Below are 24,426 nucleotides of genomic sequence, written 5' to 3' on the forward strand. Positions count from 1 at the left end.
CAGCACCGCAGTCTCGCGGACGCCCTGTCGCGCACCGGTCCCAGGCAGGAGACTGGTCCTCCACCCGGCCGGATTCGGGGCCGGCCGAGGGCAGGAACCGAGGGGGACATATGCGGATGCGGGACAGCCACCGGGCGGACGCCGAACGGCTGTTGGTGCGGGCCGTGGAGGAGGAGGTGCGGCGCACCGGCGGACGGGCGGATTCCGGCGTGCTGATGACGCGTGCGCGGGGCGCCCTGGACTCCATGGCGTCGGGCGCGGCGGAGGAGTACGCCTCGTACGTCCAGGCCCTTGACGCCGCGGCGGCCGGAAAGCAGAAGTTCGACAAGACCTCGCTCGGAACACCGTTGCTGGTCACCGGAGTTGCCGCGACGGCCGCCTTCGGGGCGGATCTGGTGCTGGGTACGGCGTCGGGGCTGGCGCTCGGCGCGGGGGCGGTCGTCGCGGTCGCCGGCGCCACCGCGACCGTCGCCAAGGTCACCGCCTCGCACTGGCCGGCCGCCTCCCGCCGGGCCGGGGCCCTCGGACAGCCGGGCGGCACCGAGCAGTTGCGGCTGCAGTGGCTGACCGCGCTGGAGGTACGCGGCATCCGGCCGTTCCTCGACCAGCAGCGGATGCTGACCGCCTCGTCCCGCACCCCGGCGAAGAAGGCCGCCACCGCACAGGCCCGCACCGCCCCGGCCCTGCGCGGCGGGGACCGCAGCGCGGCGGCTCGCATGCGCGCGATCCTCGACCAGTCGTTCAGCCATCTCCCTTCCACCGAGAGCCAGTTCGCCGGACGTCGGGGTGAACTCACCCGGATCGGCCAGTGGGTGCACGCGGCCCGTGCGTCCACCGAGACGAAGCCCACCGTGGTCGTCCTGCACGGCCCGCCGGGCGCCGGGCGCACCACGCTGGCCGTGCGGGCGGCCCACGATCTGAAGGACCAGTTCCGGGGCGCGTGCGTGGTGGACCTGCGCGGTGGCGCGGACGGCGAACCGCCGCTGCCGACCCGTGACGCGCTGCTCCACCTGCTGAACCGGCTGGGCGCGCCGCGCGAGCAGCTGCTGTTCCGGGACGGGGGCTCGGCCGGCCGCTCCGCGGGGTCCTCCGCGGAGCAGCAGGTGCGCCGGCTCAGCGAGTTGTACCACCAGCATCTGACCGGGACGCCGGTGACGATCGTCCTCGACGACGCCAGTGACGTGGAGCAGGTCCGCACGCTGATCCCGGAGCGTTCCGACAGCCTGGTCCTGGTCACCGCCCGCGAGCCGCTCGAACTGCCCGGGTCCCTCCAGGCCTGGGTGCACCAGCTGGAGGTCGGGGCGCTGGACCCGGCGGGCGCGGAGGAGCTGCTGCGCGAGGCGTCCCAGGAGGAGGACCGGGGGCCGTACGACTACCCGGCCGGCGAGGCGATCACCGAACTGTGCGGCGGGCTGCCGCTGGCGCTGCGGATCGCGGGGTCCTCGCTCGGGGAACGCTCCCCGAGCACCCTGGCCGCCGACCTCGGCGCGTACGGACCGGTGACCCCGGTCGAGCGTGCGCTGTGGCTGCGGTACACCGACCAGTCCGAGCAGGCGCGGCGGCTGCTGCGGCGGCTCGCGCTGGCCGGTCGTGCCAGTCTGGGCGCCGCGGCGGCCGCGGCGCTGCTGTCGGCCGACGAGCAGGAGGCCGAGCGGCTGCTGACCGCCCTGTCCCGGGCCGGGCTGCTGGACCACGTACGCGGTTCGCGCTACCGGCTGCACGACCTCGTACGGGGCTTCGCACTGGCCCGGCTGCTCGACGAGGAGGAGCCGGCCGAGCGCACGGCCGCGCAGGAGCGGCTGATCGTGAACTACGCGGAGCTGGCCGGTGCGGTGATCCGGATGGTGGACGGCAAGATGTCCACCAGGGCCGGGCAGTTCGGCTCGCACGGCTTCACCTCGCTGGACGCGGCGCTGCGCTGGCTGGACGAGGAGTCGAGCTTCATCACCTCCGCGCTGCGGCACGCGGAGGGCGTCGACCAGGCGGCGGTGCTCGATCTGCTGGGCGCGCTGTGCGATTACTGCCTGTTGCGCGGCGACCTCTACCGCCTCGGCGAGATCAGCGAGCTGACGCAGGCGGTCGACCAGGGGCTGCTGGAGCGCTCCGTGCAGTGGCGGACCGGGATCGCGGCCCGCCAGTTGGGCGAGCTGGACAAGGCGCGCACCACGCTCTCCTCCGTCGTCGGCCTGTACCGGGAGGCGCAGAACGACTCGGGTACGGCGCTGGCGCTCTGTTCGCTCGGCATCACCCTGCACCACCAGGGCAATCTGACCGAGGCGGCGGCCCGGCTGCGGGAGGCGCTCGAACTCCAGACCTCCGAGGACCAGGCCGCCGACCGGGCCTGGTCGATGCACGCGCTGGCCGCGGTGGAGCGTGACCGGGCGCACCCGGCCGAGGCGCTGGCGCTCCTGGACACGGCGCTGGTCCTGCACCGCGAGGGCGAGTCGCTGCACGGGGAGGCGTGGACGCAGTTCCAGCTGGGTCAGGTGCACCTGCGGCTGGGCGATGTGGAGCGGGCCGAGCTCGCGCTGCGTACGGCCCTGGATCTGTACGGTCGCACCCGCGACGAGCGCGGCGAGGCCTGGGCGCTGACCCAGCTGGCCCGCGCCCGGCTGCTGGACGGCGATCCGGTCCCCGCGGTCGAGCAGCTGAACGCCGCGCTGTCCCGGCACCGCGACAACGAGGACGCCCGGGGCGAGGCGTGGACGCTCTACTACCTGGGCCAGGCCCTGGAGGAGACCGGCGAGACCGACCAGGCGGTGCGGCAGCTGGAGCGGTCGCGCACGATGTTCTCCCGGATGCGGGACGTGTACGGGCTGGCGTGCGCCCGGCACCACTCGGGCCGGGTCACCCGCGACCAGCGGGCCGCGCAGACGGGCAACCTGCGCAACTCCGGGTTCGCCCGGCAGCTCCTGGTGGACGCGCGGGCCGACTTCCGGCGGATCGGGGTCGCCCACGGGGAGGCGTGGACGTGTCTGGAGCTGGCCCTGATCGACGCGGGCAACCAGCGCGCGCCGCAGGCGCTGGACCTGTGCGGCGAGGCGGCCGGGCTGTTCGACTCGTACGGCGACGCGCGGGGCGCCGACTGGGCCCGCTTCCTGCGCTGCACGCTGCTGCCGTACGCCTCACCGGGCGGCATCGAGGTCGGCACGGTGGTGGCCCAGCAGGAGCTCGACGAGCTGATCGCGGCCGGCCACCCGAGCAGGGACGGCAAGCTGGAGGACTGCGCGGAGGCGTTCCGGGTGGTCCTGAACCGAGGGGTGGACCTGGAGGACGGCTGGCAGGCCTGGCGCCTGGGCCTGACCCCGACCCGCCACGCCCGAGAGATCATGGGGGTCCGGGCCTCGACACCCTGAGCCCTCCCGAGCCACCCTGAGCCCTCCCGGGCACAATCCGGCCGCCCGGCCAAACCCAACCCGCCCAGCCAAAACCCAACCCGCCCAGCCAAAACCCAGCCCGCCCGGCGATTGAGGGCATCTTTTCAGCCCGCGCCCAGGGGGCGGAGCGGTCACCGGCCTCCGGTACCGCCCCGCCCCCGCCCCACTACTTCCGCTTCGCGGAACCGGCGGAACCGGCGGAACCGACAGAACCCGCAGCGGACGCCTTCGGCGTCCCCGGCGTCCCCGACACCTCCGGAGCCTCCTCGAAGTCGACCTTCCCCATGTGCCGGTTCATGGACTTCATCAACGCCCACACGCCCACCGCGAGCGCGGCGAAGACGATGAAGCCGAGGACCCCGGGGGTCACCTTGTTCTTGTCCAGTTCCTCGGCGAGCGGGACGAGGTGCGGCAGTGCCTGAGTCGCGTACATATCAGGCATTGTCGCGGATGCCCGCGAAGAGGTCGCTCTCGGGGAGGGAGGTATCGACGAGAGACTTCGCCAGCTCGTACTCCTCGGTCGGCCAGACCTCCTGCTGGATGTCCATCGGAACCCGGAACCAGCCGCCGTCCGGATCGATCTGCGTCGCGTGCGCGATCAGCGCCTTGTCACGGATCTCGAAGAAGTCCGCGCACGGAACATGCGTGGTCAGCGTGCGTTCGGCGCGCTCGAACTCCTTCCAGCGCTTCAGCCAGTCCGCGTACGGGGACTCCAGGCCGCGGGCCAGCAGCGCCTCGTGCAGGGCCACCGTGCGCGGCTTGTTGAAGCCCTGGTTGTAGTAGAGCTTCTGCGGCGCCCAGACCGGTCCGAACTCCGCCTCGGGGAACTTCTCGGCGTCGGCCGCGCCCTCGAAGGCGATCATCGAGACCGTGTGGGTCATGATGTGGTCGGGGTGCGGGTAGCCCCCGTTCTCGTCGTACGTGGTGATGACCTGCGGCCGGAACGCGCGGATCTTGGCGACGAGGCGTCCGGCGGCGACGGTCTCGTCCTCCAGCGCGAAGCAGCCCTCGGGCAGCGGCGGCAGCGGGTCGCCCTCGGGCAGTCCGGAGTCGACGAAGCCGAGCCACTCCTGCTTGACGCCCAGGATCTCGCGGGCCTCGTCCATCTCCTTCCTGCGCACCTCGTGGATGTTCTCCTCGATGTACGCGTCGCCCTGGAGTTTCGGGTTGAGGATGGAGCCGCGCTCACCGCCCGTGCAGGTCACTACCAGCACGTCCACCCCCTCGGACACGTACTTGGCCATGGTGGCCGCGCCCTTGCTCGACTCGTCGTCGGGGTGGGCGTGCACGGCCATCAGTCGAAGCTGCTCAGTCAAGACTCGTTCCTCAGTGATCGGTCGCCATCAGGTGCCGTCCCGCAGGGACGTCGGTGTGGGGTGGCGGTCGGGTGGCGGGTGGAGGCTTCTATAGTGACCGAACCGGGGGGCGGAAAATTCCTTCGATCCCCGGCACGGGAGGAACGATCATGACTGCGGTGCGCGAGGCGCCCCCCGAGAACCGCTACGGCCGCTCCGCGGACCAGCGTGCGGACCGCAAACTCAAGATCATCGGCTCGGTGCTGGGCGTCGCCCTGCTCGGCGTGGTCGGCTGGATCGGCTACGACTACGTCTCGGGCCAGGGGATCAGCGCCGAGGTGATCAAGTTCAAGGTCGTCTCGGACGACCGGGTCGAGGTGCATCTGGAGGTCCGCAAGGACCGGGATGCCAAGGGCTACTGCACGATCCGCTCGCAGCGCGAGGACGGCACCGACGTGGCCCGCAAGGACTTCCGTTTCGACGAGGACACCGACCGGATCGACCGCGTTCTCTCGCTGCGTACGACGTCCAGGGCGACCAGCGTCGAGCTGCTGGGCTGCACGGACGACGACGGGGCGTCGCGTTGACCGCCGCACGCACGTCCTGAACCGCTCTTGACACCGCTGACCTGCGGTTCGACAGGATCGGTCGGTAACCTTCTCCCCCTTTTCCCGGTGAATTGTTAGGCTCGTGGTTTCGCCCACCCGTGGAAGCGCATGCTTCGGGGTAGGGCGATGCTTTGTATTCCCAGTACCGACGAGGAGCACCCTGTGACCCAGACCAGCGAAAACGTCACCTGGCTCACGCAGGAGGCGTACAACCAGCTCAAGGCCGAGCTGGAGTACCTGTCTGGTCCCGCGCGCACGGAGATCGCCGTAAAGATCGCGGCGGCCCGTGAGGAGGGGGACCTGCGTGAGAACGGCGGGTACCACGCGGCCAAGGAGGAGCAGGGCAAGATGGAGCTCCGGGTGCGCCAGCTGACCCAGCTCCTGGAACACGCGAAGGTCGGCGAGGCGCCGGCCGACGACGGTGTGGTCGAGCCCGGCATGGTCGTGACGATCGCCTTCGACGGCGATGACGACGACACGACGACCTTCCTCCTGGCCTCCCGTGAGTACGCGAGCGCGGACATCGAGACGTACTCCCCGCAGTCCCCGCTCGGGGTGGGCGTGAACGGCAAGAAGATGGGCGAGACCGCGGACTACGAGCTGCCGAACGGCAAGACCGCGACGGTGAAGATCCTTTCGGCGAAGCCGTACTCCGGCTGATCCGCACCCAGCTCGGCAGAGCAGACAGAGAGCAGAGAGCCCCGGCCACTGGCGGCCGGGGCTCTCCGCACGTCCTGGGCGGTCAGACGGCGACCGAGCGGTACTTGCGGACGGCCAGGGTCCGGAAGACCAGGATGATCAGCACGGACCAGATGAGCGATGCCCAGATGGGGTGTTCCATCGGCCAGGCGCCCGTCACGGACTTCGGCACGCCCTCGATCGTGTTGCCGAACAGCTCGCGGGCCGCGGCCACCGTGGCACTGAACGGGTTCCACTCCGCGACGTACTGCAGGAACCTCGGCATGCCGTTGACCGGCACGAACGCGTTCGAGATGAAGGTCAGCGGGAACAGCCAGATCAGCCCGCCGGAGGTAGCCGCCTCCGGGGTGCGGACGGAGAGGCCGATCAGTGCGCCGATCCAGGTGAACGCGTAGCCGAGCAGCAGGAGCAGCCCGAAGCCCGCGAGCACCTTGCCGATGTTCTCGTGGGTGCGCCAGCCGACGAGCAGGGCGACGCCCGCGAGTACCGCGAGGGTGATGGCCGTCTGCACCAGATCGGCCAGTGTGCGCCCGGTCAGCACGGCGCCCCGCGCCATGGGCAGCGACCTGAACCGGTCGATGAGCCCCTTGTGCATGTCGTCCGCGATGCCCGCACCGGCGCCCGCGGTGGCGAAGGTGACGGTCTGCGCGAAGATGCCGGCCATCAGGAATTCCTTGTAGGCGCCGGCACTGACGCCCGCGCCCGGAATGGCGATGGAGCCGCCGAAGACGTACGTGAACAGCACCACGAACATGACCGGCTGGATGATCCCGAAGAGGATCATCTCCGGGATCCGGGTCATCCGGATCAGGTTCCGCTGGGCGATGACCAGTGAGTCCCGGATTGACTGGCCGATGCCGCCACCCGCCCGGGGCGCGCGGGTGGGGGCCGTACCACTGATGGCGCTCACTTGGCTGCCTCCGATCCGGCGGCCGCGGGCTGTCCGTCCGCCCCGTCGCCCTCGTTCTTCTGCTGTTCGGCCGCGTGGCCGGTGAGGGAGATGAAAACGTCGTCGAGGGTGGGGCGGCGCAGACCGATGTCGTCGATCTCCACGCCCCGGCTGTCGAGGTCGCGGATGATCTCGGCGAGGAGCTTGGCCCCGCCGTCGACCGGGACGGTCAGTTTGCGCATGTGCGGAACGACGGCGACCTCGCCCTTGCCCAGGGCGCCCAGGACGGAGCGGGCCGGGTCGATCTGGTCCGGCTCGTGCACGACGACCTCGACGCGCTCGCCGCCGGTGCGGGCCTTGAGCTGGTCGGAGGTGCCGCGGGCGATGACGAGGCCGTGGTCGATCACGCAGATGTCGTGGGCGAGGCGGTCGGCCTCCTCCAGGTACTGGGTGGTCAGCAGCAGCGTCGTACCGCCCGCCACCAGCTCCTCGATGACCTCCCAGAGCTGCTGCCGGTTGCGCGGGTCGAGGCCGGTGGTCGGCTCGTCCATGAACATGACCGGCGGGGAGACGACGAGTGCCGCCGCCAGGTCGAGCCGGCGGCGCATACCTCCGGAGTACGTCTTGGCCGGCCGGTCCGCCGCGTCGGCCAGGTGGAAGCGGTCCAGCAGCTCCCCCGCCCGGACCTTCGCGTCGCGCCGGCTCATCTGGTAGAGCTGGCCGACCATCTGGAGGTTCTCGCGGCCGGTCAGGTATTCGTCGACGGCGGCGAACTGGCCGGAGAGCCCGATCGAACGCCGTACTTCGTTGGGCCGCTTCAGGACGTCGATGCCCGCGACGAAGGCACTGCCGCTGTCGGGCCTGAGCAGCGTCGTCAGGACGCGCACGGCGGTCGTCTTACCGGCGCCGTTGGGGCCGAGAAGCCCGAGGACGGTGCCTTCGGGCACGTCGAGATCGACACCGCCGAGTGCGGTGACGTCACCGAAGGTCTTGACCAGACCTTCGGCGTATATCGCGCCTGGCATATGGAGTTCCCCCAGTGGGTTTGGGTGGCTTCCTCACAGATCCTAGATTTGCCCGTCTCCCCCCGCCCGGCGAACAGCGAAAACGAACGCATGTGCGCCAACCCGTGTGCGCCAACGCGTGTACGTCGGCGCATGCACGTCGGCGCATGGACGCGGAGGGGTCGAGCGGTGGAAATGTAACGCGATACATCGCGACACACAAGGTTCCGCTCACGACGGCTCGCAGCCGCTCCACACCGATGGAGCGGTTCAGTTCAGGACCAGGTACCCCGCCTCGCGCAGCGCCGCCGCGACCTCCACGCAGTGCTCCGGGCCCTTCGTCTCCAGATGGAGTTCCACCTCGGCCTCGGTGAGGCCGAGCCGGGGGTCGGTGCGTACGTGACTCACGTCCAGCACGTTGGCATCGGCCACCGAGAGCGCGGCGAGCATCGTCGCCAGCGCGCCGGGCCGGTCCGTCAGCCGCAGCCGCAGGCTCAGATAGCGGCCGGCCGCCGACATGCCGTGGGTCAGGATGCGCTGCATCAGCAACGGGTCCACGTTGCCGCCGGAGAGCAGCGCCACCACCGGACCGCGGAACGACTTCGGGTCGCTCAGCAGGGCGGCCACCGGGCTCGCCCCGGCCGGCTCCACGACCATCTTGGCCCGCTCCAGGCAGAGCAGTAGCGCGCTGGACAGCTCGTCCTCGGAGACCGTACGGATCTCGTCGACCAGGTCCCTGATCAGCGGGAAGGGGACATCGCCGGGCCGGCCCACCTTCATGCCGTCCGCCATCGTCTGGAGCGAGCCGATCGACACCGGGTGGCCGGCGGCCAGCGAGGGCGGGTAGGCGGCGGCGCCCGCCGCCTGCACACCGACGATCCGTACGTCGGGCCGGACCGCCTTCACGGCCACCGCGATCCCGGCCGCGAGCCCGCCGCCGCCGATCCCGACGACGATGGTGCGCACTTCCGGGCACTGCTCCAGGATCTCCAGGCCGACCGTGCCCTGACCGGCGATGATGTCCGGGTGGTCGAAGGGGTGGATGAACACCGCGCCGGTCCGCTCCGCGTACTCCTGCGCCGCCGCCAGCGTCTCGTCGACGACATGGCCGTGCAGCCGCACCTCGGCCCCGTACTCGCGGGTCGCGGCGACCTTCGGCAGCGGCGCCCCGACCGGCATGAAGACCGTCGACCGTACGCCGAGGAGCGCGGACGCGAGCGCGACACCCTGCGCGTGGTTCCCGGCGCTCGCGGCCACCACGCCCGCCGCCCGTTCCACCGGGGAGAGTCCGGCGATCCGTACGTACGCACCCCGCAGTTTGAACGAGCCGGTCCGCTGGAGGTTCTCGCACTTGAACCGGACCGGAGCGCCCACCAGCTCGGTCAGATGGCGGCTGCCCTCCATGGCGGTGACCCTGGACACACCGGAGAGCATCTTCTGCGCCCCCTTGACGTCATCGAGGATCAGCGGGGGAAACCGGTTGGGCGGCGGGAAGTTCATACCGTAAGTCTTGCAGCTGAAAGGGGTTGCGGCCGCCGCGAGGGATGCCGTCCTGCGCCGATGTCCGCAGGTTTGTGCAGCGCTGGTACGCGTTGCCCCGGGGCCGCGTACTCTGTCCCCCACCCATCCGACACCGCACGAAGAGAGCCCCCGGCCATGCCCCCTCAGGACATGACGACTGCCGCGTCTCCTTCCGGGGGCGCAGCCCCGGAGAACCCGGGTCCCGACCACCTCCTCGACGCCCTCCAGCACCAGGTGGCGGTCTTCGCCCGCCGTGCCGAGCAGACCCGCCTCGGCGGTGTCGGCCAGGTGCGCAACTCCATGGACCGGGCCGCGTATCTGCTGCTCAACCGGCTGGACCGGGAAGGCCCGATGGGCGTCAAGGCGCTGGCCGCGGGGATGGGGATCGACTCCTCGACCGTGACCCGGCAGGTCGCGCCGCTCGTGGACACCGGCCTGGTCAAGCGGACCTCGCACCCGGAGGACGGCCGGGCCGTCGTGCTCCAGCTCTCCCCGCGCGGCCAGGCCCGGCTGGACGAGGTCCGGGCCTCGCGGCGCGAGCTGATGTCCCAGGTGACGGGCGACTGGGACGCGGAGGAGCGGGACACGTTCTGCGCGCTGCTCACCCGATTCAACGCGGCGCTGGCCGCCCGGCAGAGCGCGCACCAGCCGCCTGCGGCGGACTGAGGGCCCCACTCGGGCTCCAGGCCTTGACCGGGGCCCCGCGGCGCGCTCGGATGACAGGGTGCGAGAGCGCCAGGCGGGCCGACAGCGGCGCCGCGCCCAGGAGTTCGAGGCCTTCGTGGCGGGCGCGGGCGGCCGGCTGCTGCGCGCCGCCACCCTGCTCACCGCGGAACCCGCCCGGCCGCCGGGTGCCAACGAGCGCGCGCAGCGGCTGCTGACGGCCGCGCTGGCCCGTACGTACGCGGACTGGGACCGGCTGCACGGCGAGGACCCGTACAACCGGACCCGGCAGGATCTGGCCGCCCGGTTCGCGCGGGAGGCCTGGCGCCACCACCAGCCGCGCGGCGGGCTGTTGGCCGGGCTGACCCCGCAGGAACGGCTCGTGCTGGTGCTGCGGCTGCACGAGGGCGTCCCGGAGGAACAGACCGCGGCGCTGCTCGGGCTGCCGGCGGACCGGATCCGCGCGATTCTCAACCGCTCGGTGGCGACGATGCGCGGCACCCGCGGTCCCACCGTCCGGCGGGAGGCCTCGTCATGAGCGGTACCGGCCGCAAGGAGGACGAGGTCCGGCGGATGCTGGAGAGGCCGCATCCGCCGGTCCCCGCCGACCTCGCGGAACGGGCGGTGGAGCTCGGCGGCCGGGTGCTGCGCCGGCGGCGGGCCCTGCGTCGGCTGGGGCTGCTGGTGCTGATCGCCGCGGTGGTGGTGTTCGCGGTGTGGGCGGTGACGGTCCAGCCCTGGCAGGCGCCGCCGGCCGAGACGACACCACCGCTGGTCGGATGGTGACGGCCTCACCCCACGACGTCCGTTACGCGACAGCCGTCATGCGACAGCCGTCGTGCGACACCCGTCGTGGGTGAGGCCGCGAGCACAGGCCGTACCGGGCCGGACGGATCTATCCTGGAGGCAAGCGTCACGCACCGGTCCGGTAACCGGCCGAGGAGGCTGTCATGACGAGGAAGGTCGCCGACTGCCGCAAGTATCCGAGCGAGTCGAACTGCTCGCTGACGATCTCCGGCGAGGAAGACGAAGTCGTGCGGGCCGCAGCCGAGCACGCGGCCTCCGTCCATCAGCACACCGACAGCCCGGAGCTGCGGGAACAGCTCCGGGGCATGCTGGAGGACGAGAAGACCGCCGTCTGAGATGTCCGGCCGCGGCGGGACGGAACCGGTGGCCCGGTTCCGTCCCGCTGTCACGCGCCCGGGGTACGCGCTCCCCGGGTCCCGGACGGAAGGGCTCTAACCGAGGGCCTGCGTCAGGTCGGCCAGCAGGTCGTCGCCGTTCTCGATGCCGACGGAGAGCCTGACCAGGTCGGCCGGGACCTCCAGCGGGGATCCGGCGGCGGAGGCGTGCGTCATCCGGCCCGGGTGCTCAAGGAGCGACTCGACGCCGCCGAGGGACTCACCGAGCGTGAACAGCTTCGCCCGGTTGCAGACCTCGACCGCCGCCTGCTCGCCGCCCGCGACGCGGAAGGACACCATGCCGCCGAACGCCTTCATCTGCTTGGCGGCGATCTCGTGCCCCGGGTGCTCGGGCAGCCCCGGATACAGGACGTGGCTGACCTTCGCGTGCCGGGTCAGCAGGTCCGCGACCCTGGTGGCGTTCTCGGTGTGCCGGTCCATCCGGACGGCGAGGGTCTTGATGCCGCGCAGCACCAGCCAGGCGTCGAAGGGCCCGGCCACCGCGCCCATCGCGTTCTGGTGGTACGCCAACTCCTCCGACAGCTCGGGGTCGTTGACGATCAGCGCGCCGCCGACGACGTCCGAGTGGCCGCCCATGTACTTGGTGGTGGAGTGCACCACCACGTCGGCGCCCAGGGCGAGCGGCTGCTGGAGGTAGGGGCTGGCGAAGGTGTTGTCGACGACCAGCCGCGCACCCGCGGAGCGGGCGACACCGGCGACGGCCGCGATGTCGGTGATGCCGAGCAGCGGGTTGGAGGGCGTCTCCACCCAGATCGCCTTGGTGCGCGGCTGGATGGCGGCCCGTACCGCCGCCACGTCCGAGGTGTCCGCGACCGAGAACTCCACGCCCCAGCGCGAGGCGACCTTCGCGAACAGCCGGAACGTGCCGCCGTAGGCGTCGTTCGGGATGACCACGTGGTCGCCGGGCGTCAGCAGCGTACGGAGCAGGCAGTCCTCCGCGGCCAGACCGGACGCGAAGGCGAGCCCCCGGCGGCCGCCCTCAAGGGCCGCGAGGTTCTCCTCCAGTGCGGTGCGCGTCGGGTTGGCGCTGCGGCTGTACTCGTAGCCGCCGCGCAGCCCGCCCACGCCGTCCTGCTTGTACGTGGAGACCTGGTAAATGGGCGGAACAACAGCGCCGGTGAGGGGATCGGCGGTGTTTCCCGCGTGGATCGCGAGAGTTTCGAAGCTGTGCTGGTCGCTCATGGGGCCCGAGCGTAGTTCGTCCCGAGGGCGCTCACGGAGCACCTGGGCCGTCCGGCGACAATGGGTGTATGGAGATTCTCTGGTTCCTGCTCGCGCTGTGCATGCTCGCCGCGGTGATCGGCCCCTTCGCGCTGCGGCGCCGGGGCGGTATCCGGCAGGTGGCGCCCGGCTCCCCGGACGCCGCCGACCCGGACACCTACGGCTTCGCGCGCCAGGAGGAGCTGGACATCCGGATGCCAGGCCCCGACCAGGACCTCCTGGACGTCCTCGATGTCGTCCAGGGCACCCAGGAGTGGCGGGCCGCGTCCCAGCTGCTGTCCGGGACGCCGAAGGAGGGCGAGGTGCGGTGGCAGCGGGTCCAGGCGTTCGCCGGTGCAGCCTCGCTGGAGCTGGCGCAGCGGCCGGGTGTCGGCGGGGCGTGGCTGCGCAAGTGGCGGGCCGAGTCCCCGAAGGACGCGGGGGGCGCGGCCGTGCACGCCGAGTTCCTGGTGCAGCAGGCCTGGCGTTCCTCCACCGTGGGTACGGACGACTTCCGGATCATCCTGGAGGAGGCCCGTACGGTCGTCGGGGAGGCGGCCCTGCTGGCTCCGGGCGATCCGGTGCCGTACCTGGTGGAGCTGGCGGCGGCGCGTGGGCTCGGCTACTCCCACGAGGAGTTCGACCAGCTCTGGGCGAAGATCATCGACCGGGCGCCCGCGCACATGGGCGCGCACATCGCGGCGCTGCACTTCTGGTGCGAGAAGTGGCACGGCTCCCGCGAGGAGGCCGACCGCTTCGCCACTGCGGCCGCGGCCCGCGCCCCGCAGGGCTCCCTGCTGGCCGCGCTGCCGCTCTTCGCGCTGTACGAGCACCTGCCCGAGGTCAACATGGTGCGGAGCTTCTATCAGAGCCAGTCGGTGACCAAGGCGGTCGAGGGCGCCCTGTTCGCGGTCCACGCGGCCCGCCCGGACGACCCGATGCTGGCCCACGTCCGCCACCTGCTGGTCCTCTTCCTGGTCCGGATGGAGCGCTGGTCGGAGGCGATGAACCAGTTCGTCCACATCGACGGGCACGTGGGCGCGCTGCCGTGGACGGAGAGCTCGGACCCGGCCGCCGAGTACACCGTGTACCGCGCGCTGGCGGTGGCCGGCTACGAGGCGAACGGCGGCAGCCCGGCGACGCTGCCGAGGTAGAGCCCCCGGCGCCGGGGGTGTGCGACGGTGGGCACCGACACGGCGACCGACTGACTGACTGACTGATGGGACCGGTACACCTCATGGCCCGACTGATACCCCTGATCCTGATCGGCCTCGGCCTCTACTTCTGGTTCAAGGCCCGCAAGCGGACCGGCGCCTACGTCGAGGACACGGAGTCGGAGAACGGCACGCCCCGCCGCTGACCGGCGCTTCGGACCGGGTGGCGGAATCCACGGCGGTCCCGGTGCGTTGTACGGGGTGCACCCCGACCCATGAGGAGCCCCCGCATGTTCCTGCACCGCCGTACCCCGCAGCTCCCCACACCGCAGGAGGCGCTGCGCGGCCGCCCCACCCCCGAATTCACCGTCCCGTCCCGCCACACGGTCCTGGGCAACCCCCTGCTGGGCCCGTACCCGGACGGCCTGGAGGTCGCGGACTTCGCGATGGGCTGTTTCTGGGGCGCCGAGCGCAAGTTCTGGCAGACGGACGGCGTCTGGACGACGCTCGTCGGCTACCAGGGCGGCTACACGGAGAACCCCGCGTACGAGGAGGTCTGCTCCGGCCTGACCGGCCACACGGAGGCCGTACGTGTCGTGTACGACCCGCGCGTCGTCACGTACGAGCAGCTCCTGAAGGTCTTCTGGGAGTCCCACGACCCCACCCAGGGCTTCCGCCAGGGCAACGACGTGGGCACCCAGTACCGCTCCGCGGTCTACCCCCACTCCCCCGAGCAGGCGGCGGCCGTGGCAGCGTCCCGCGAGGCCTACCAGAAGGTCCTCACGGGCTCCGGCCACGGCGAGATCACCACGGAGATCCTGCCCGCGGAGGGCCGCCCCTTCTGGCCTGCGGAGGCCGCGCACCAGCAGTACCTGGACAAGAACCCGGCGGGCTACTGCGGAATCGGCGGGACGGGCGTCTCGTGCCCGATCGGGGTGGCTCCGGCCGGGGAGTGACAGGCTGCCCGAGGCCAGTGGAGTACCCGCCTGCCTGCTTTTGACCGGCGGGCACTCCCTGCGCGGGTTGAGATGGGAGCCCGTCAGGAGTCAGATGGCGGTCCTGATGCCACCGTCGCGCACTCCAGTCACAAAGGCGCCCCACGTGGCGACGCCGAAAACCAGGACAGGGCCACTTGCGGTCTTGCTGTCCCGCACGGGAACAGCGCCCTGTGCGTCCGCGACCTCGACGCACTGACCGTTGCCGCTGCTGTAGCTGCTCGCGCGCCATGTCAACTTCGTTGCTTCGTAATGCACTTCCAAACACCTTCTCTCAATCACTCTGACCAGCACACACAGTACCCAGCAGCTTGACGCTCTCGCCTGGGTCCAGCGCCACAGCTTGCAGGTGCTCAAACATGGACTTGTACCTCCGGATCTCCGTCTCGGACTCCAGGAACAAGTCACCCGCTGGGGTGTCTACATAGACCAACTCCGGAATTTGCGGGTCCGGGAAGTCCATGTGTACGAAACTCCCGGTCATGCCAGGGTGCGCGCCCTTTGCCAGGGGGATCAACTGCAATGTCACCTGGGGTTCCTCCGCGAGCTGGCATAGGTGTCGTGCTTGCTCAGCCATCACCTCGCGCCCTCCGACCATCCGGCGTACGGCGGCTTCATCCATGATCGCCCAGAGCTGTAGAGGTTCGGGCTTGGTGAGCACTGCCTGTCGCTCGATCCGTGCCTGTACGCGCCGTTCTACGTCCTCTTGATTAGCCGTGGGCAACACGCCTTTGATCACAGCTCGTGCGTAGCGCTCTGTCTGCGCAAGTCCTGGAACGAAGAGCGATTCATAGTTCCGCACGGTACGAGCCTCGGCCTCGAACCCGATGTATGCAGTGTATTCCTCTGGCAACTCTGAGTGATACGGCCGCAGCCACCCTTGGTCCTGGGAGCGGCTCTGAAGGGCGAGCAAGTCCTTTCTCTGAGCCTCGCTCGCTCCGTATAGATCCAGGAGCGCTTGCAATGTCCGCTTCTGGGGTCGAGAGATCGCCTTCTCGATCCGGTACAGGGTCACGCCGTTGACGCCTGTCTGCGCAGTCACCTCCTCGCGTGTCAGGTCTGCCTGAGAGCGGAGGAGCCGAAGTTCGGCGGCGAGTCGACGCAGTCTGACGGTGGGTGGATTCTGTCGCTTGCCTGACACGGTGCGTGCCTCCCTGCCTCGGTGGTACCCGTGAGTCTCGTGTCTGACCGCTGCCCCTCTCAAGTCAACGTGAACGCCATGACGTATTTCGCAACCCTTGCATTCTTTGACCATGCGGATGCATGCTTGGCATAGCTACCCACAGTCGCTGAGTCGTGACGGTGAATAGCTACGGGCTGACATGCCCACACAGAGGACCCCGGCGACGGTGGTAGCCGTCCCGGGGCGTGGCCAACGCTTTGAAGGAGCGTCCGCATGCATAATCTTATCGCCCGGTTAGTCGAACCGGTGTGCCTACTTCTCGGCTTACGTCGCCGGGAGTTGCCGGCTGAGAGGTTGGCCCCTCGGGCGAACTTTCGGCCCGCGAGAATCGGCCCCCGCCGCCTTGTGGTGTGCCGCTCCGCGATGCCGAAGAGCATGGTTCCGCGTCCGCCCAACGGCCCGTACTCGCAGGCTGCGTACGACCGTTGGGAGCGTGCGGAGATCCGGTTGCGCCGAGAGGCGGCGGCGCGCGTTCTGGCTGACGTCGCACGGGATCGAGGTGGGGCCCCGCGTCATCCACGGCGCGGCGAGGCGCTGATGGACTCCGCACCGCCCCAAGGTGCCGACTACCCGGCACACAAGTCGCCGCTCACGTTCCCTCCATGCGACTGCGGAGCCCCCGTCTGCCCGGACCTCCGCACTCCGCCCAACCCCGACGAGCCGAGTCCCGCTCGCCCTGTCCCCAGGCCCGACAGCCCCCTCCTGCTCGGCCTCCGCTCACGAATCCGCGAGGAGAACCAGTTCCGCGCCTGGTTCCGGGAGTTGGGATGAACGCCCCACGGCCGAGGGCCCCAACCCCGGCATGGGGCCGCCCCTCCACCACTGGGGCCGCCCGTCCAGAGAGGCCATTCGTTCCGGCGGGCCTGCGGCCGGGGCAGGTCATGTACGAGCGGGTGAAGGGCATGCCCTGCATGGTGATCAGCGCGACTGGCACCCGCGTGCGCGTCGTACGGCCCGGGGGCCGGCCCTGGGAGACGGAACTGAGGTTCCTCCTCCCGGGCACCGCCTACCACTGCCGACAACTCGACGCCCTGGCGCGGCACGTCGCCTACCAGCGACGCGGCGAAGATCGTCCTTAGCAACTCGGGTTGCCCAAGTACTGAGAGGCTGGCCAGCATGGATTGGCACGGACCTGCGGGGCGGCTCGCGGACAAGGTGGCGGACCCCGATTCGCGGTGGCTGGCGATGGTGGCGAGCGTGCCCCGTCATCAACTGGTCCCACGATGGTGGGAGAAGGACGGCGAGGGGGACGGCTCGGACTGGGTGCTGCGCGACGGTTCCAGTGATCCTGAGGGATGGGCGCGGGCGGCCTACTCGGACCGGTCGTTGATCACCAAGGTCGGCGCCCTGCACGCCGACCACGGCCAGATCGGGGACCGGGCGCACGGCCGTCCCACCTCGTCGGCCACGATGCCGAGCCTCGTTGTGCGCATGCTCCGACACGGGCGACTGGGAGACGGGCTCTCGGTCCTGGACCTGGGGACCGGAAGCGGCGGGCTCACCGCCTATGCGGCCCGGCGCATCGGGGACCAGCACGTGACCAGTCTGGATGTGGATTCTCACCTGACCGGTGCAGCCTGTGAGCGGCTGGCCGGGCTCGGCATTCACCCCCACTTCGTCACAGCCGACGCGACGGAGCACGTACCTGGTACGTACGACCGGATCGTGTCAACGGTCGGCCTGCCCGCCGGTCGGGGACTGCGACCGGTGCTGGCTGCGCTGGCACCTGGTGGACGCATCGCCACGACACTCGGGGGCACATGCCTGATCGTCACCGGGTGGAAGCATGCCAACGGTGAGGTGGTGGGGCGAGTGGAGAGTGACATGGCGGGGTTCATGGTCACCCGCTCCGGGGACGATTACCCGCCAGGGCACATTGAACTGTTCGCGGATGCGTGGAGCACGGAGGGGGAACAGGTCAGTACGGGCCGCTATCCGGTGGTGGACGTGGCGAACGCGTGGGAGCTGCGGTCCATGCTGGAGCTCACCGTTCCCGGCGTGGAAGTCGCCTACGAAGAGTTCGACGACCAGACCCGGGTTGCCCGCCTCGCTCATCCTGACGGGTCGTGGGCGCGGGCATCCGCGGAGTGGACCGATCCGCCAGAGGTGCACCAGAGCGGGCCGCAGAAGCTGTGGACCGCCTTGGAACGTATCCGCAACCGGCTCAACGTCGAAGGCTCGTTGCCTCTGCTCGGCGCGCACGTTCGCATCTCGAAGGACGGAGTGTGCCACTTCTCGCGTGGTGGATGGAACGCGTCCCTCGGGGATGCCGGGTAGCTCCGGGCTCCTCGTGTGATCGCAGCGAATGGGCTGGAGGGAGCTCACGGTCCGCTACGAGGCAACCGTCCTTGTCGCAGCCATCAGCGAGTGGCTATGGCCTCCGGCCGTCACGCGGCGGGCGGCACGGCCCAACGCCCCAGGCACAGAGCGATGTTGCGCACGGCAGGCGGCCGGGTCCTGTCGCTACCCCTTGCGACGGCATCCGGCGAGGAGGATCGCGACCATGTGCTTGGCGTCGGCCTGGTCGTAGTCGGGGCCGGTGATGCAGAGGTTTCCGATGGCACGCATGAGCGTGTAGGCGGTGATGCCGGGGTCGAGCTCGTCGGCGGCGACGCAGGCGTCAAGCAGCGTTGCGCAGGCCGGGACCAGGGTGTCGAGCATGAGGGCGTGGAGGTTCTCCAGCCCTGGATCACCGGACCCCAGGGCGGCACCGAGGCCGTGCTTGGTCACGAGGAACTCCACGAACGCGTCCGCCCAGCGGGTCAGGGCGGTGAACGGGGAGGCTGATTCCTCCAGGAGCTGGGGCGCGAGTGCGGCGCAGGTGTCGATCTGGTGCCGGTAGACGGCGGTGACGAGGTCCGCCCGGGTCGGGAAGTTCCGGTAGATCGTGCCGACGCCGACGCCGGCGCGTTCGGCGATGTCGCGGATGGGGGCTTGGACGCCCTGGTCCACGAAGACCGCCGCTGCGGCTGCCAGCACGCCGCTACGGGTGCGTTGCGCCTGTGCTTGGCGTACTCCGACCGCTTCCGGCACGAGACCCTCCATTGCTCGCGGAACAATGTTCCGCTAAATTGGCGGAACGGCGCTCCGCCAAAGTATGGCAGAGCGATCCTCTTGAGAAAGTAGGGGTCCCCCATGTCCTCCACCCACCTCACCCAGCGGACCGTCGCGGTCAAGCCAATCACCGTTCCCGCCCCTGACCGCAGCGGTGACCTCCAGGTGAAGGTCACCGCCCCGCTGTCAGGGCAAAACCTTCCCGTCATCGTGTTCTCCCACGGCAACGCATGGTCCCTGGACGGATACGAGCCCCTCGTCGACCGGTGGGCCGCGGCCGGATTCGTCGTCGTGCAGCCCACCCACCTGGACTCCCGCCGCAACGGCATCGGGTGGGACGACCCGCGCTTCGCCACCATCTGGCGCGTCCGGATCGCCGATCTCCATGCCGTCATCGACGGCCTCGACAACCTCCTCATCCAGGCCGGCGGCCTGGAGACCCGCGTCGACCGTGAGCGCATCGCGGTCGTCGGCCACTCCTGGGGCGCCCAGACCGCAGGCGCGCTCCTCGGCGCGCGCGTGCTCGACGCCGACGGTGTGCCCGGAGAGGACTTCTCCCACGCTGCGGTCTCGGCCGGCGCGCTGATCGCCGCGACCGGCGCGGGCGACACGCTCACCCCCCTCGCCGTCGAGCACCTTCCGTTCATGAGGCCGGACTACTCCACGATGACCACCCCGGCCCTGGTCATCGCGGGCGGCAAGGACCAGTCCCAGCTCTCCACCCGGGGGCCGGAGTGGTTCACCGACGCCTACCACCTCAGCCCGTCCCCGAAGAGCCTGCTCGCCATCACCGAGGGCGAGCACACCCTGGGTGGCCTCGCCGGCGAGATGGTCGCCGAGACCACCGACGAGGACCCCGCCCGCGCCGCGCTTGTCGCCGACGCGATCTCCGCCTTCCTCCACGACGCCTTCAAACTCAACGACGCCGCGTGGACGGATCTCAACAACGCCGCTGCCGCCAGCGACGGCACGTGGAGCATCGCCAGCAAGTGAACGCCGCCAGACCGCGCTCTCGATCGAGGCGGGTGCGGGCGGAGCGGGCCCACGGGTCCGCACCAACCGCGACTGCCCGCGCCGACGCGGAATCCGCTGCACGATTCCGGTAGTTACGGGAGGACGCGGCAACCGTTCGGTCGCGGACCGGGACGAGGGTTCCGTCCACGATCCACAACCGTTCGACATCCGCGACGGGAATGCCCTAACTCAGGCGTTCTGCAACAACCTTTAGGTCCGGTAGGGCGAAGACCGCTCGGCCACCTGGGCAGGGCCGAGACCGTCCACGGTCAGGTTGCCGGTCCACAGGTGGTCTCGGTTGGCGTAGATGACTTCGAAGCTGGTGCGCTTCCCACCGGGCTGCAACTTCCAGCCCTGGTCGTGGAACTGGGCGATACGGTCGCTGCCGCAGACGAACGCCCGGGTTGCCTGGATCAGAATCCAGCGGGCAAGTTCGGTGTCCTTGGCTGCGGGCCTGCCACAGGAACGGGCCATCTGCCACAGCCGTGGCCACTCGACACCAGGGGTCACCGGGCCGATCACGGCCACGTCACCGATCCGTCGTTCGTCGAGATGGTGGGTGGCGTAGCCGAAGACCGTGCCGAACATGGCGAACACCGTGACCCGACCTCGTCCGGTCAGACCCTCGTCATTGCTGCTCATCTTTGGAACCCTTGGCTGTGGCCGTCCGGGCGCCTTAGCCACGCCCGGACGGCTTCCATTCAGTGCGGGGTGGGATCAGCAGCCGTCGCCGTCACCGCAGCACGCGGGCGGATTGCAGTCCTTGGCCGCGCCCCACAGCCGGTCATCGACGTGGAACCCGGCGGCCCTGACACGGTCCACCACGGAACCGATCAGCGGCCGGGTCCGGATGGTGGCCCTGGGCTCGTGTCCGAGGAAGAACCCGAACTGCTCCTCGCACCAAGCCCCGTATGCCTGGGTGTGGAGCACGAACGAGTGCCATCCGGGGTCCACGGCGTCGGACGGAGTCATGTCGAACGCGCGGGTGTCGCCCATGACCTTGAGAAAGGCAAGGGCCTGGTCCACGATCCGGCGGGCGGCGGACAACTCGTGCCCGTACTCCTCCGCACAGAACCCCGACACCCTCTCGAACAGCTCGGGACTGACTAGGTCCCGCCCGCGCCGTAAGGCGACGGCAGATTCCAGCATGGTCGTCACAGTGAGATTTCCTCTCTCTCGACAGTTGAGGACTGGTTACGCGGTGGGCGGGGGCGGGAACTTCTCGCCACCCTCCTTGTCGCCGGGGCCGGCCATCGCCTCACCTCCTTCGGTTGATCAGAGGACCCGGCCTTCGCTGGTGCCGGAGCGTTGCCCTCGTCGCGAGGGCGGCACCGCAGTAAGGGGCTGAGCCGGGGAGAAGACCGGGGCTTAGTAAGCCCGGACAGGGAAACGTCATCCCGTATCGATGCCGTGTCCGGATCAGGCCGGGCCTACCAACCGCAGGGAGGAGGCGGTGGCAGGAGCCAGGGACCGACTCAGCGGGCGGAGGGAAGTCGGAGAACTTCGGAGATCTGCTTCACGGCGGGTGCGGGGAGGGCGCCAAGGTGCACGTACACGTTCCCGCTGTGGCTGACGATGGGGCGTATACCACTCCATACCGATTCGGGTACTCCGAGGGCGGCCAGCGCGGTACGTATCGCCTCTGCGGCGTCGTTGGCCTTCTCCCGGCCGTCTCGCCAGGCCCTCATCTCCATCAGGAAGCCACTGCTTCAATCTTCGGGCACGTGTAGTGCCGGTAGACAACGGCCGACGCACCCGACGCGCGCTCGGTTACTCCCCTGAGGACAACTTCGAGCGGCTTGACCGTGCGCATGCAGGCGGAGCACTTGTGTCCCGGTGCGTAGGTCACGTACTCCCAGGCGTCCCGGTCGTAGTCCGGGGCCTCTTCCTTCTTGGTCCTTGCCATGCCGCACCTCTCCGCTCCGCCGGGTCTACTGACGACGTTAGGGAGGGTTCTGAACAGGCTTCCACGTTGTTGCAAGCTGTTGCATGGATTCACTCAAGTGCGTTGATGGCCTTGGCGATCAGGTCGCGGGCCGACACTCCAAGCGCGGCGATTCGAGACAGGTCCGTGAAGGCGCGGAGGTAGGTTCCGATCTCCCCCGGCGCAGTCAGGTTGATCTCCGCTGTCAGGGTCTCGACGGCTACCTGTTGGTCGTCAAAGGCGTAGAAGGCTTCGAGAGGCCAGACGGTCCTGCGAGCGCGGGCGGGGATGATCCCGAGGGACACGTTCGGCTGGCCCATGACCGCGAGCAGGTATTCAAGCTGCCTGCGCATCGCAGCGTCGTCCGCGACGCGGTAGTAGAGAACCGTCTCTTCGAGGAGAATCGCGAAGCGGTGGTCACCCTCCCGAATTACGCGGGAGCGGGACTGACGGGCCTTCACAGCGTCGGCTACGTCGTCCGGGGTGCCCTGGAAAGCCGTGATGGCCTTGAGTAGACCCGTCGTGTATCCGGCAACCTGGAGCATGCCGGGCACGAGGTTGGACGCGTAGACGCGAAATGAGCGTGTCCGCTGGTAGAGCGGGGTTGTCTTCTCGTGGACGCGGCGCATGCCGTCGCGGTGGATCTGCTTCCACTCGACGTACATGGACTCTGCGTTTCGGGAGGCAGCGATGATGTCGGCCGCCTGGTCGGCGGCGCCACAGGCCGCGCACCATGCCCGGATATCCGCGTCTGACGGCGAGGAAACCCCCCGGGCGATCCTGGACGACTTGGCCCTGTGCCAGCCGCACAGGACGGCCAGGTCATGCCCTGAGAGCCCAGCGTCTTTCATCAACCCTAGAAGGCGAGTGGCCACGGCAGCCCGTGCTGCTTGGGCTGCGGAAAACGGGGAGGAAGACATGAGCCGACCGGCCGGTGATTCAGCCGTTGTACTTCTCGTGCTGAACGCCACGTTCCCACATTGGTTCGAAGGCCGCCGCACAGTGGGCGGCTACGGCGGGGTCGCCGTTCCGATCGGTGTGGACCCCCCGGCCGACCACATCGAACATGTTGGACTGGACCGGCTTCCCGTCGAACGGCCAGAAGTCATTCCCCGGGAGAGGAAGGTCAGAGGCTTGCCTACGCGGGAGCCGGCGGACTTGTTCATCTGCCGCCACGTCGCTGAGGGTGAAGGAGTACTCAAACGCGATGTTGTCGCTTGCAGGTTCCGAGAACACCCAAGCCCTCCGGATCAACACACCTCTGTCGGCGACCTCCTGCACGAAGTCAAACCAGGGACACCACCAAAACGCCTTGTCGTCCCGGTCCAGTCGGCGCCCCTGCTCCCGCTCAGCGAAGCCTTTGATCTCGTTGTCGATGCCATACCCGTCGCGCATCTCCAGATGTACGGCTGACCTCTGGACCGGCCTGATGAGATCGGATAAGCCAGTCAGACTCCGCGACACGAATTACCTCCTTGAGGAGCGGAATCATCCTGGGCTCAAGGATGATCAGAGTCTCATTTTCAGATCTGGGTGGGCCGGACGAGGCTCGGCTGACCTTCTAAGTGCCCACCGGCGATCCTGAACCAGGATGCGTCGGTCGTCGTCCACCCATACGGCTGGGCAATCGTGATCCCCAGACTCTGGATCTTTACCAACGAACCGTAAGGCCATGGCATCCCTCCCTGTCGAGCGCGTTGCACTTGGTTGCACGACCTTCACCCTGGCGGATCGGCCTGGTCAAGAGGTCGCCACGGCGCCCCAAGGCGAACGGTAGACACCGCAGTGACCTGACCAGGGCAGACAGGCGGTTGATCACACACCCCTCAGGTTCGATAGGCACTGAACGGTGTGGCACTTGCTAGCGCCAGATCCCGCCATGCGAGATACTTTTCGATGTCAGGGTCCCGGATCAGTTCCCGATTGATCTGCGTCCCGTCGGGACGGTAGTTGAGATGCACCACGGTTGATTCGTCGAACAGCCAGAAATCTTGCTCCGGCAGCCCTGGATTCGGTCGATCCGTCAAATCAACGATTTGGTAGTTCTCCCCAGCTGCGACGTTACCGGGAACACACCACTCGAACAGGTAACGGCTGTACGGCGTGAGAGGGCGGCGCACGATCTTGGCTCGGGTTGCCGTCCGCCCGGCCGTCGTGTGATTCCGGATCGTCTGGTGCCATGGCACGTTGAAGCCCTCAGGCATCGACGCACCCGCGAGGAAGCTGCGGACCGTCTCGGCCTCGGCAGGCATGGTGTAGGTCTGGTGGACTTCCAGCCGGAACGCCGAGCGCTCGAAGTCGCGGAAGTACGCCTGCCACTCGTCCCCGTCCAGCAGTGCAGGGCTAGAACCATCCACGGGCACGTGCGGCCTCCTTGAGAATGTCTTCCGGGATCAGTACTACGGACTCGCCATCCGGCGTCGGGTGGGCCACGTCGTAGCCCTGGATGGCCAACATGCCCGGCTACGGAGTGACGTACGCGGTCGGGCAGTCGCCGTTCCCGCAGTTGTCGTCGTCACCGCTCCTGCACGGCCCGCCAGCAATCATCCGCAGTTCCCCCACTGAGACCCCCTCCGGTCTGTGTGGTCAGCAAGCTACGGACTGTCATGCCCGAGGGGCAAGGCTGGTCCGTCGTCCGGTCACG

Annotated in this window: 28 protein-coding genes and 1 pseudogene; 12 read left to right on the forward strand and 17 right to left on the reverse strand. The window is 69.5% G+C overall.

Annotated elements, in window-relative coordinates; all coding sequences use genetic code 11:
• Positions 1-116: 116 nt before the first annotated feature.
• Positions 117-3,356 (forward strand): tetratricopeptide repeat protein, encoded by a 3,240-nt coding sequence (locus ACZ601_RS23710; RefSeq protein WP_469541128.1) that lies wholly within the window; start codon positions 117-119, stop codon positions 3,354-3,356.
• Positions 3,357-3,543: 187 nt separating this feature from the next.
• Here the strand turns inward: ACZ601_RS23710 and ACZ601_RS23715 are convergent, their stop codons facing one another.
• Together ACZ601_RS23715 and mca are read right to left on the reverse strand one after the other, a co-directional pair.
• Positions 3,544-3,810 (reverse strand): hypothetical protein, encoded by a 267-nt coding sequence (locus ACZ601_RS23715; RefSeq protein WP_469541131.1) that lies wholly within the window; start codon positions 3,808-3,810, stop codon positions 3,544-3,546.
• Position 3,811: 1 nt separating this feature from the next.
• The gene (gene mca, locus ACZ601_RS23720) at positions 3,812-4,693 is read right to left on the reverse strand and encodes a mycothiol conjugate amidase Mca (protein WP_311303547.1); all 882 of its coding nucleotides are present in this window, start codon (positions 4,691-4,693) and stop codon (positions 3,812-3,814) included.
• Positions 4,694-4,842: 149 nt separating this feature from the next.
• Here mca and ACZ601_RS23725 point away from each other — a divergent pair, with 149 nt between their 5' ends.
• Together ACZ601_RS23725 and greA are read left to right on the forward strand one after the other, a co-directional pair.
• The gene (locus ACZ601_RS23725; RefSeq protein WP_440575394.1) at positions 4,843-5,259 is read left to right on the forward strand and encodes a DUF4307 domain-containing protein; all 417 of its coding nucleotides are present in this window, start codon (positions 4,843-4,845) and stop codon (positions 5,257-5,259) included.
• Between the two features lie 183 nt (positions 5,260-5,442).
• On the forward strand, positions 5,443-5,940 hold the full coding sequence (gene greA / locus ACZ601_RS23730; protein ID WP_024488974.1) for a transcription elongation factor GreA: 498 nt from the start codon (positions 5,443-5,445) through the stop codon (positions 5,938-5,940).
• An 82-nt stretch (positions 5,941-6,022) separates the two neighbouring features.
• Here the strand turns inward: greA and ACZ601_RS23735 are convergent, their stop codons facing one another.
• The 3 genes from ACZ601_RS23735 to ilvA all read right to left on the reverse strand — a co-directional run bounded on the left by ACZ601_RS23735 (position 6,023) and on the right by ilvA (position 9,372).
• On the reverse strand, positions 6,023-6,889 hold the full coding sequence (locus ACZ601_RS23735; RefSeq protein WP_469541134.1) for an ABC transporter permease: 867 nt from the start codon (positions 6,887-6,889) through the stop codon (positions 6,023-6,025).
• On the reverse strand, positions 6,886-7,893 hold the full coding sequence (locus tag ACZ601_RS23740; RefSeq protein WP_440575392.1) for an ATP-binding cassette domain-containing protein: 1,008 nt from the start codon (positions 7,891-7,893) through the stop codon (positions 6,886-6,888). The genes ACZ601_RS23735 and ACZ601_RS23740 overlap by 4 nt, the downstream gene beginning before the upstream one ends.
• 249 nt (positions 7,894-8,142) lie before the next feature.
• A complete protein-coding gene (ilvA, locus tag ACZ601_RS23745; protein ID WP_440575391.1) occupies positions 8,143-9,372 on the reverse strand; it encodes a threonine ammonia-lyase in 1,230 nt (409 codons plus the stop codon).
• A 156-nt stretch (positions 9,373-9,528) separates the two neighbouring features.
• Between ilvA and ACZ601_RS23750 the strand changes: the two genes are divergently transcribed.
• The 4 genes from ACZ601_RS23750 to ACZ601_RS23765 all read left to right on the forward strand — a co-directional run bounded on the left by ACZ601_RS23750 (position 9,529) and on the right by ACZ601_RS23765 (position 11,198).
• Positions 9,529-10,059, forward strand: a complete 531-nt coding sequence (locus tag ACZ601_RS23750) for a MarR family winged helix-turn-helix transcriptional regulator (protein WP_073736779.1) — start codon at positions 9,529-9,531, stop codon at positions 10,057-10,059.
• A gap of 58 nt (positions 10,060-10,117) precedes the next feature.
• Positions 10,118-10,594: a sigma factor-like helix-turn-helix DNA-binding protein gene (locus ACZ601_RS23755; protein WP_469541139.1), complete on the forward strand. Its 477-nt coding sequence runs from the start codon at positions 10,118-10,120 to the stop codon at positions 10,592-10,594.
• Complete coding sequence (locus ACZ601_RS23760; protein WP_469541141.1) at positions 10,591-10,842, forward strand: hypothetical protein; 252 nt, start codon at positions 10,591-10,593, stop codon at positions 10,840-10,842. Before ACZ601_RS23755 ends, ACZ601_RS23760 begins: the two co-directional genes overlap by 4 nt.
• 164 nt (positions 10,843-11,006) lie before the next feature.
• Positions 11,007-11,198, forward strand: coding sequence for a DUF1059 domain-containing protein (locus ACZ601_RS23765; protein ID WP_327338728.1), 192 nt, complete (start codon positions 11,007-11,009; stop codon positions 11,196-11,198).
• Between the two features lie 96 nt (positions 11,199-11,294).
• On the opposite strand, the gene ACZ601_RS23770 is transcribed toward ACZ601_RS23765, so the two are convergent.
• A complete protein-coding gene (locus ACZ601_RS23770; RefSeq protein WP_469541143.1) occupies positions 11,295-12,440 on the reverse strand; it encodes a cystathionine gamma-synthase in 1,146 nt (381 codons plus the stop codon).
• Positions 12,441-12,508: 68 nt separating this feature from the next.
• Here ACZ601_RS23770 and ACZ601_RS23775 point away from each other — a divergent pair, with 68 nt between their 5' ends.
• The 3 genes from ACZ601_RS23775 to msrA all read left to right on the forward strand — a co-directional run bounded on the left by ACZ601_RS23775 (position 12,509) and on the right by msrA (position 14,568).
• Entirely contained in the window at positions 12,509-13,612 is a 1,104-nt protein-coding gene (locus ACZ601_RS23775; RefSeq protein WP_469541146.1) for a hypothetical protein, read from the forward strand.
• A gap of 83 nt (positions 13,613-13,695) precedes the next feature.
• The gene (locus ACZ601_RS23780) at positions 13,696-13,818 is read left to right on the forward strand and encodes a hypothetical protein (RefSeq protein WP_440579311.1); all 123 of its coding nucleotides are present in this window, start codon (positions 13,696-13,698) and stop codon (positions 13,816-13,818) included.
• Between the two features lie 84 nt (positions 13,819-13,902).
• Positions 13,903-14,568 carry a peptide-methionine (S)-S-oxide reductase MsrA gene (gene msrA / locus ACZ601_RS23785; RefSeq protein ID WP_469541150.1) on the forward strand — a complete coding sequence of 222 codons (666 nt, stop codon included), beginning with the start codon at positions 13,903-13,905 and terminating at the stop codon, positions 14,566-14,568.
• 90 nt (positions 14,569-14,658) lie between these two features.
• Here msrA and ACZ601_RS23790 read toward each other — a convergent pair whose 3' ends face one another.
• Positions 14,659-14,901 (reverse strand): DUF397 domain-containing protein, encoded by a 243-nt coding sequence (locus ACZ601_RS23790; RefSeq protein ID WP_328865631.1) that lies wholly within the window; start codon positions 14,899-14,901, stop codon positions 14,659-14,661.
• Positions 14,882-15,748 (reverse strand): helix-turn-helix domain-containing protein, encoded by an 867-nt coding sequence (locus ACZ601_RS23795; protein WP_469541154.1) that lies wholly within the window; start codon positions 15,746-15,748, stop codon positions 14,882-14,884. Before ACZ601_RS23795 ends, ACZ601_RS23790 begins: the two co-directional genes overlap by 20 nt.
• Positions 15,749-16,906: 1,158 nt before the next feature.
• On the opposite strand from ACZ601_RS23795, the gene ACZ601_RS23800 reads away from it, so the two are divergent.
• Complete coding sequence (locus tag ACZ601_RS23800; protein ID WP_469541157.1) at positions 16,907-18,067, forward strand: methyltransferase domain-containing protein; 1,161 nt, start codon at positions 16,907-16,909, stop codon at positions 18,065-18,067.
• 186 nt (positions 18,068-18,253) lie between these two features.
• Here the strand turns inward: ACZ601_RS23800 and ACZ601_RS23805 are convergent, their stop codons facing one another.
• On the reverse strand, positions 18,254-18,823 hold the full coding sequence (locus ACZ601_RS23805) for a TetR/AcrR family transcriptional regulator (RefSeq protein WP_469541159.1): 570 nt from the start codon (positions 18,821-18,823) through the stop codon (positions 18,254-18,256).
• A 102-nt stretch (positions 18,824-18,925) separates the two neighbouring features.
• Between ACZ601_RS23805 and ACZ601_RS23810 the strand changes: the two genes are divergently transcribed.
• A complete protein-coding gene (locus tag ACZ601_RS23810) occupies positions 18,926-19,837 on the forward strand; it encodes an alpha/beta hydrolase family protein (protein ID WP_469541162.1) in 912 nt (303 codons plus the stop codon).
• Positions 19,838-19,889: 52 nt separating this feature from the next.
• Here ACZ601_RS23810 and ACZ601_RS23815 read toward each other — a convergent pair.
• From ACZ601_RS23815 to ACZ601_RS23850, 8 genes and pseudogenes are all read right to left on the reverse strand, one after another.
• Positions 19,890-20,036, reverse strand: a pseudogene (locus tag ACZ601_RS23815) (IS5/IS1182 family transposase); the annotation flags it as partial.
• A gap of 32 nt (positions 20,037-20,068) precedes the next feature.
• Positions 20,069-20,500: a hypothetical protein gene (locus ACZ601_RS23820; RefSeq protein ID WP_469541165.1), complete on the reverse strand. Its 432-nt coding sequence runs from the start codon at positions 20,498-20,500 to the stop codon at positions 20,069-20,071.
• Between the two features lie 75 nt (positions 20,501-20,575).
• The gene (locus ACZ601_RS23825; RefSeq protein WP_469541167.1) at positions 20,576-21,007 is read right to left on the reverse strand and encodes a glycine-rich domain-containing protein; all 432 of its coding nucleotides are present in this window, start codon (positions 21,005-21,007) and stop codon (positions 20,576-20,578) included.
• A gap of 326 nt (positions 21,008-21,333) precedes the next feature.
• Entirely contained in the window at positions 21,334-21,546 is a 213-nt protein-coding gene (locus ACZ601_RS23830) for a hypothetical protein (protein ID WP_469541170.1), read from the reverse strand.
• Positions 21,547-21,551: 5 nt separating this feature from the next.
• Positions 21,552-21,764 (reverse strand): hypothetical protein, encoded by a 213-nt coding sequence (locus ACZ601_RS23835; protein ID WP_469541173.1) that lies wholly within the window; start codon positions 21,762-21,764, stop codon positions 21,552-21,554.
• Between the two features lie 89 nt (positions 21,765-21,853).
• Entirely contained in the window at positions 21,854-22,702 is an 849-nt protein-coding gene (locus ACZ601_RS23840) for a DUF5753 domain-containing protein (RefSeq protein ID WP_469541176.1), read from the reverse strand.
• Positions 22,703-22,721: 19 nt separating this feature from the next.
• Complete coding sequence (locus ACZ601_RS23845) at positions 22,722-23,246, reverse strand: DUF6879 family protein (protein ID WP_469541178.1); 525 nt, start codon at positions 23,244-23,246, stop codon at positions 22,722-22,724.
• A gap of 362 nt (positions 23,247-23,608) precedes the next feature.
• Positions 23,609-24,145, reverse strand: a complete 537-nt coding sequence (locus ACZ601_RS23850) for a DUF6879 family protein (RefSeq protein ID WP_469541181.1) — start codon at positions 24,143-24,145, stop codon at positions 23,609-23,611.
• Positions 24,146-24,426 lie beyond the last annotated feature (281 nt).

Source organism: Streptomyces sp. NPDC104307 (genome assembly GCF_055584045.1).

Coding starts and splice junctions, on each gene's coding strand:
- ACZ601_RS23740 (WP_440575392.1), bottom strand. CDS start 7,893: ATGCCAGGCGCGATATACGCCGAAGGTCTGGTCAAGACCTTCGGTGAC.
- ACZ601_RS23760 (WP_469541141.1), top strand. CDS start 10,591: ATGAGCGGTACCGGCCGCAAGGAGGACGAGGTCCGGCGGATGCTGGAG.
- ACZ601_RS23770 (WP_469541143.1), bottom strand. CDS start 12,440: ATGAGCGACCAGCACAGCTTCGAAACTCTCGCGATCCACGCGGGAAAC.
- ACZ601_RS23765 (WP_327338728.1), top strand. CDS start 11,007: ATGACGAGGAAGGTCGCCGACTGCCGCAAGTATCCGAGCGAGTCGAAC.
- ACZ601_RS23780 (WP_440579311.1), top strand. CDS start 13,696: ATGGCCCGACTGATACCCCTGATCCTGATCGGCCTCGGCCTCTACTTC.
- ACZ601_RS23750 (WP_073736779.1), top strand. CDS start 9,529: ATGCCCCCTCAGGACATGACGACTGCCGCGTCTCCTTCCGGGGGCGCA.
- ACZ601_RS23715 (WP_469541131.1), bottom strand. CDS start 3,810: ATGTACGCGACTCAGGCACTGCCGCACCTCGTCCCGCTCGCCGAGGAA.
- ACZ601_RS23835 (WP_469541173.1), bottom strand. CDS start 21,764: ATGGCAAGGACCAAGAAGGAAGAGGCCCCGGACTACGACCGGGACGCC.
- ACZ601_RS23840 (WP_469541176.1), bottom strand. CDS start 22,702: ATGTCTTCCTCCCCGTTTTCCGCAGCCCAAGCAGCACGGGCTGCCGTG.
- ACZ601_RS23830 (WP_469541170.1), bottom strand. CDS start 21,546: ATGAGGGCCTGGCGAGACGGCCGGGAGAAGGCCAACGACGCCGCAGAG.
- ACZ601_RS23800 (WP_469541157.1), top strand. CDS start 16,907: ATGGATTGGCACGGACCTGCGGGGCGGCTCGCGGACAAGGTGGCGGAC.
- ACZ601_RS23775 (WP_469541146.1), top strand. CDS start 12,509: ATGGAGATTCTCTGGTTCCTGCTCGCGCTGTGCATGCTCGCCGCGGTG.
- ACZ601_RS23725 (WP_440575394.1), top strand. CDS start 4,843: ATGACTGCGGTGCGCGAGGCGCCCCCCGAGAACCGCTACGGCCGCTCC.
- ACZ601_RS23820 (WP_469541165.1), bottom strand. CDS start 20,500: ATGAGCAGCAATGACGAGGGTCTGACCGGACGAGGTCGGGTCACGGTG.
- ACZ601_RS23710 (WP_469541128.1), top strand. CDS start 117: ATGCGGGACAGCCACCGGGCGGACGCCGAACGGCTGTTGGTGCGGGCC.
- ACZ601_RS23825 (WP_469541167.1), bottom strand. CDS start 21,007: ATGCTGGAATCTGCCGTCGCCTTACGGCGCGGGCGGGACCTAGTCAGT.
- ilvA (WP_440575391.1), bottom strand. CDS start 9,372: ATGAACTTCCCGCCGCCCAACCGGTTTCCCCCGCTGATCCTCGATGAC.
- ACZ601_RS23810 (WP_469541162.1), top strand. CDS start 18,926: ATGTCCTCCACCCACCTCACCCAGCGGACCGTCGCGGTCAAGCCAATC.
- msrA (WP_469541150.1), top strand. CDS start 13,903: ATGTTCCTGCACCGCCGTACCCCGCAGCTCCCCACACCGCAGGAGGCG.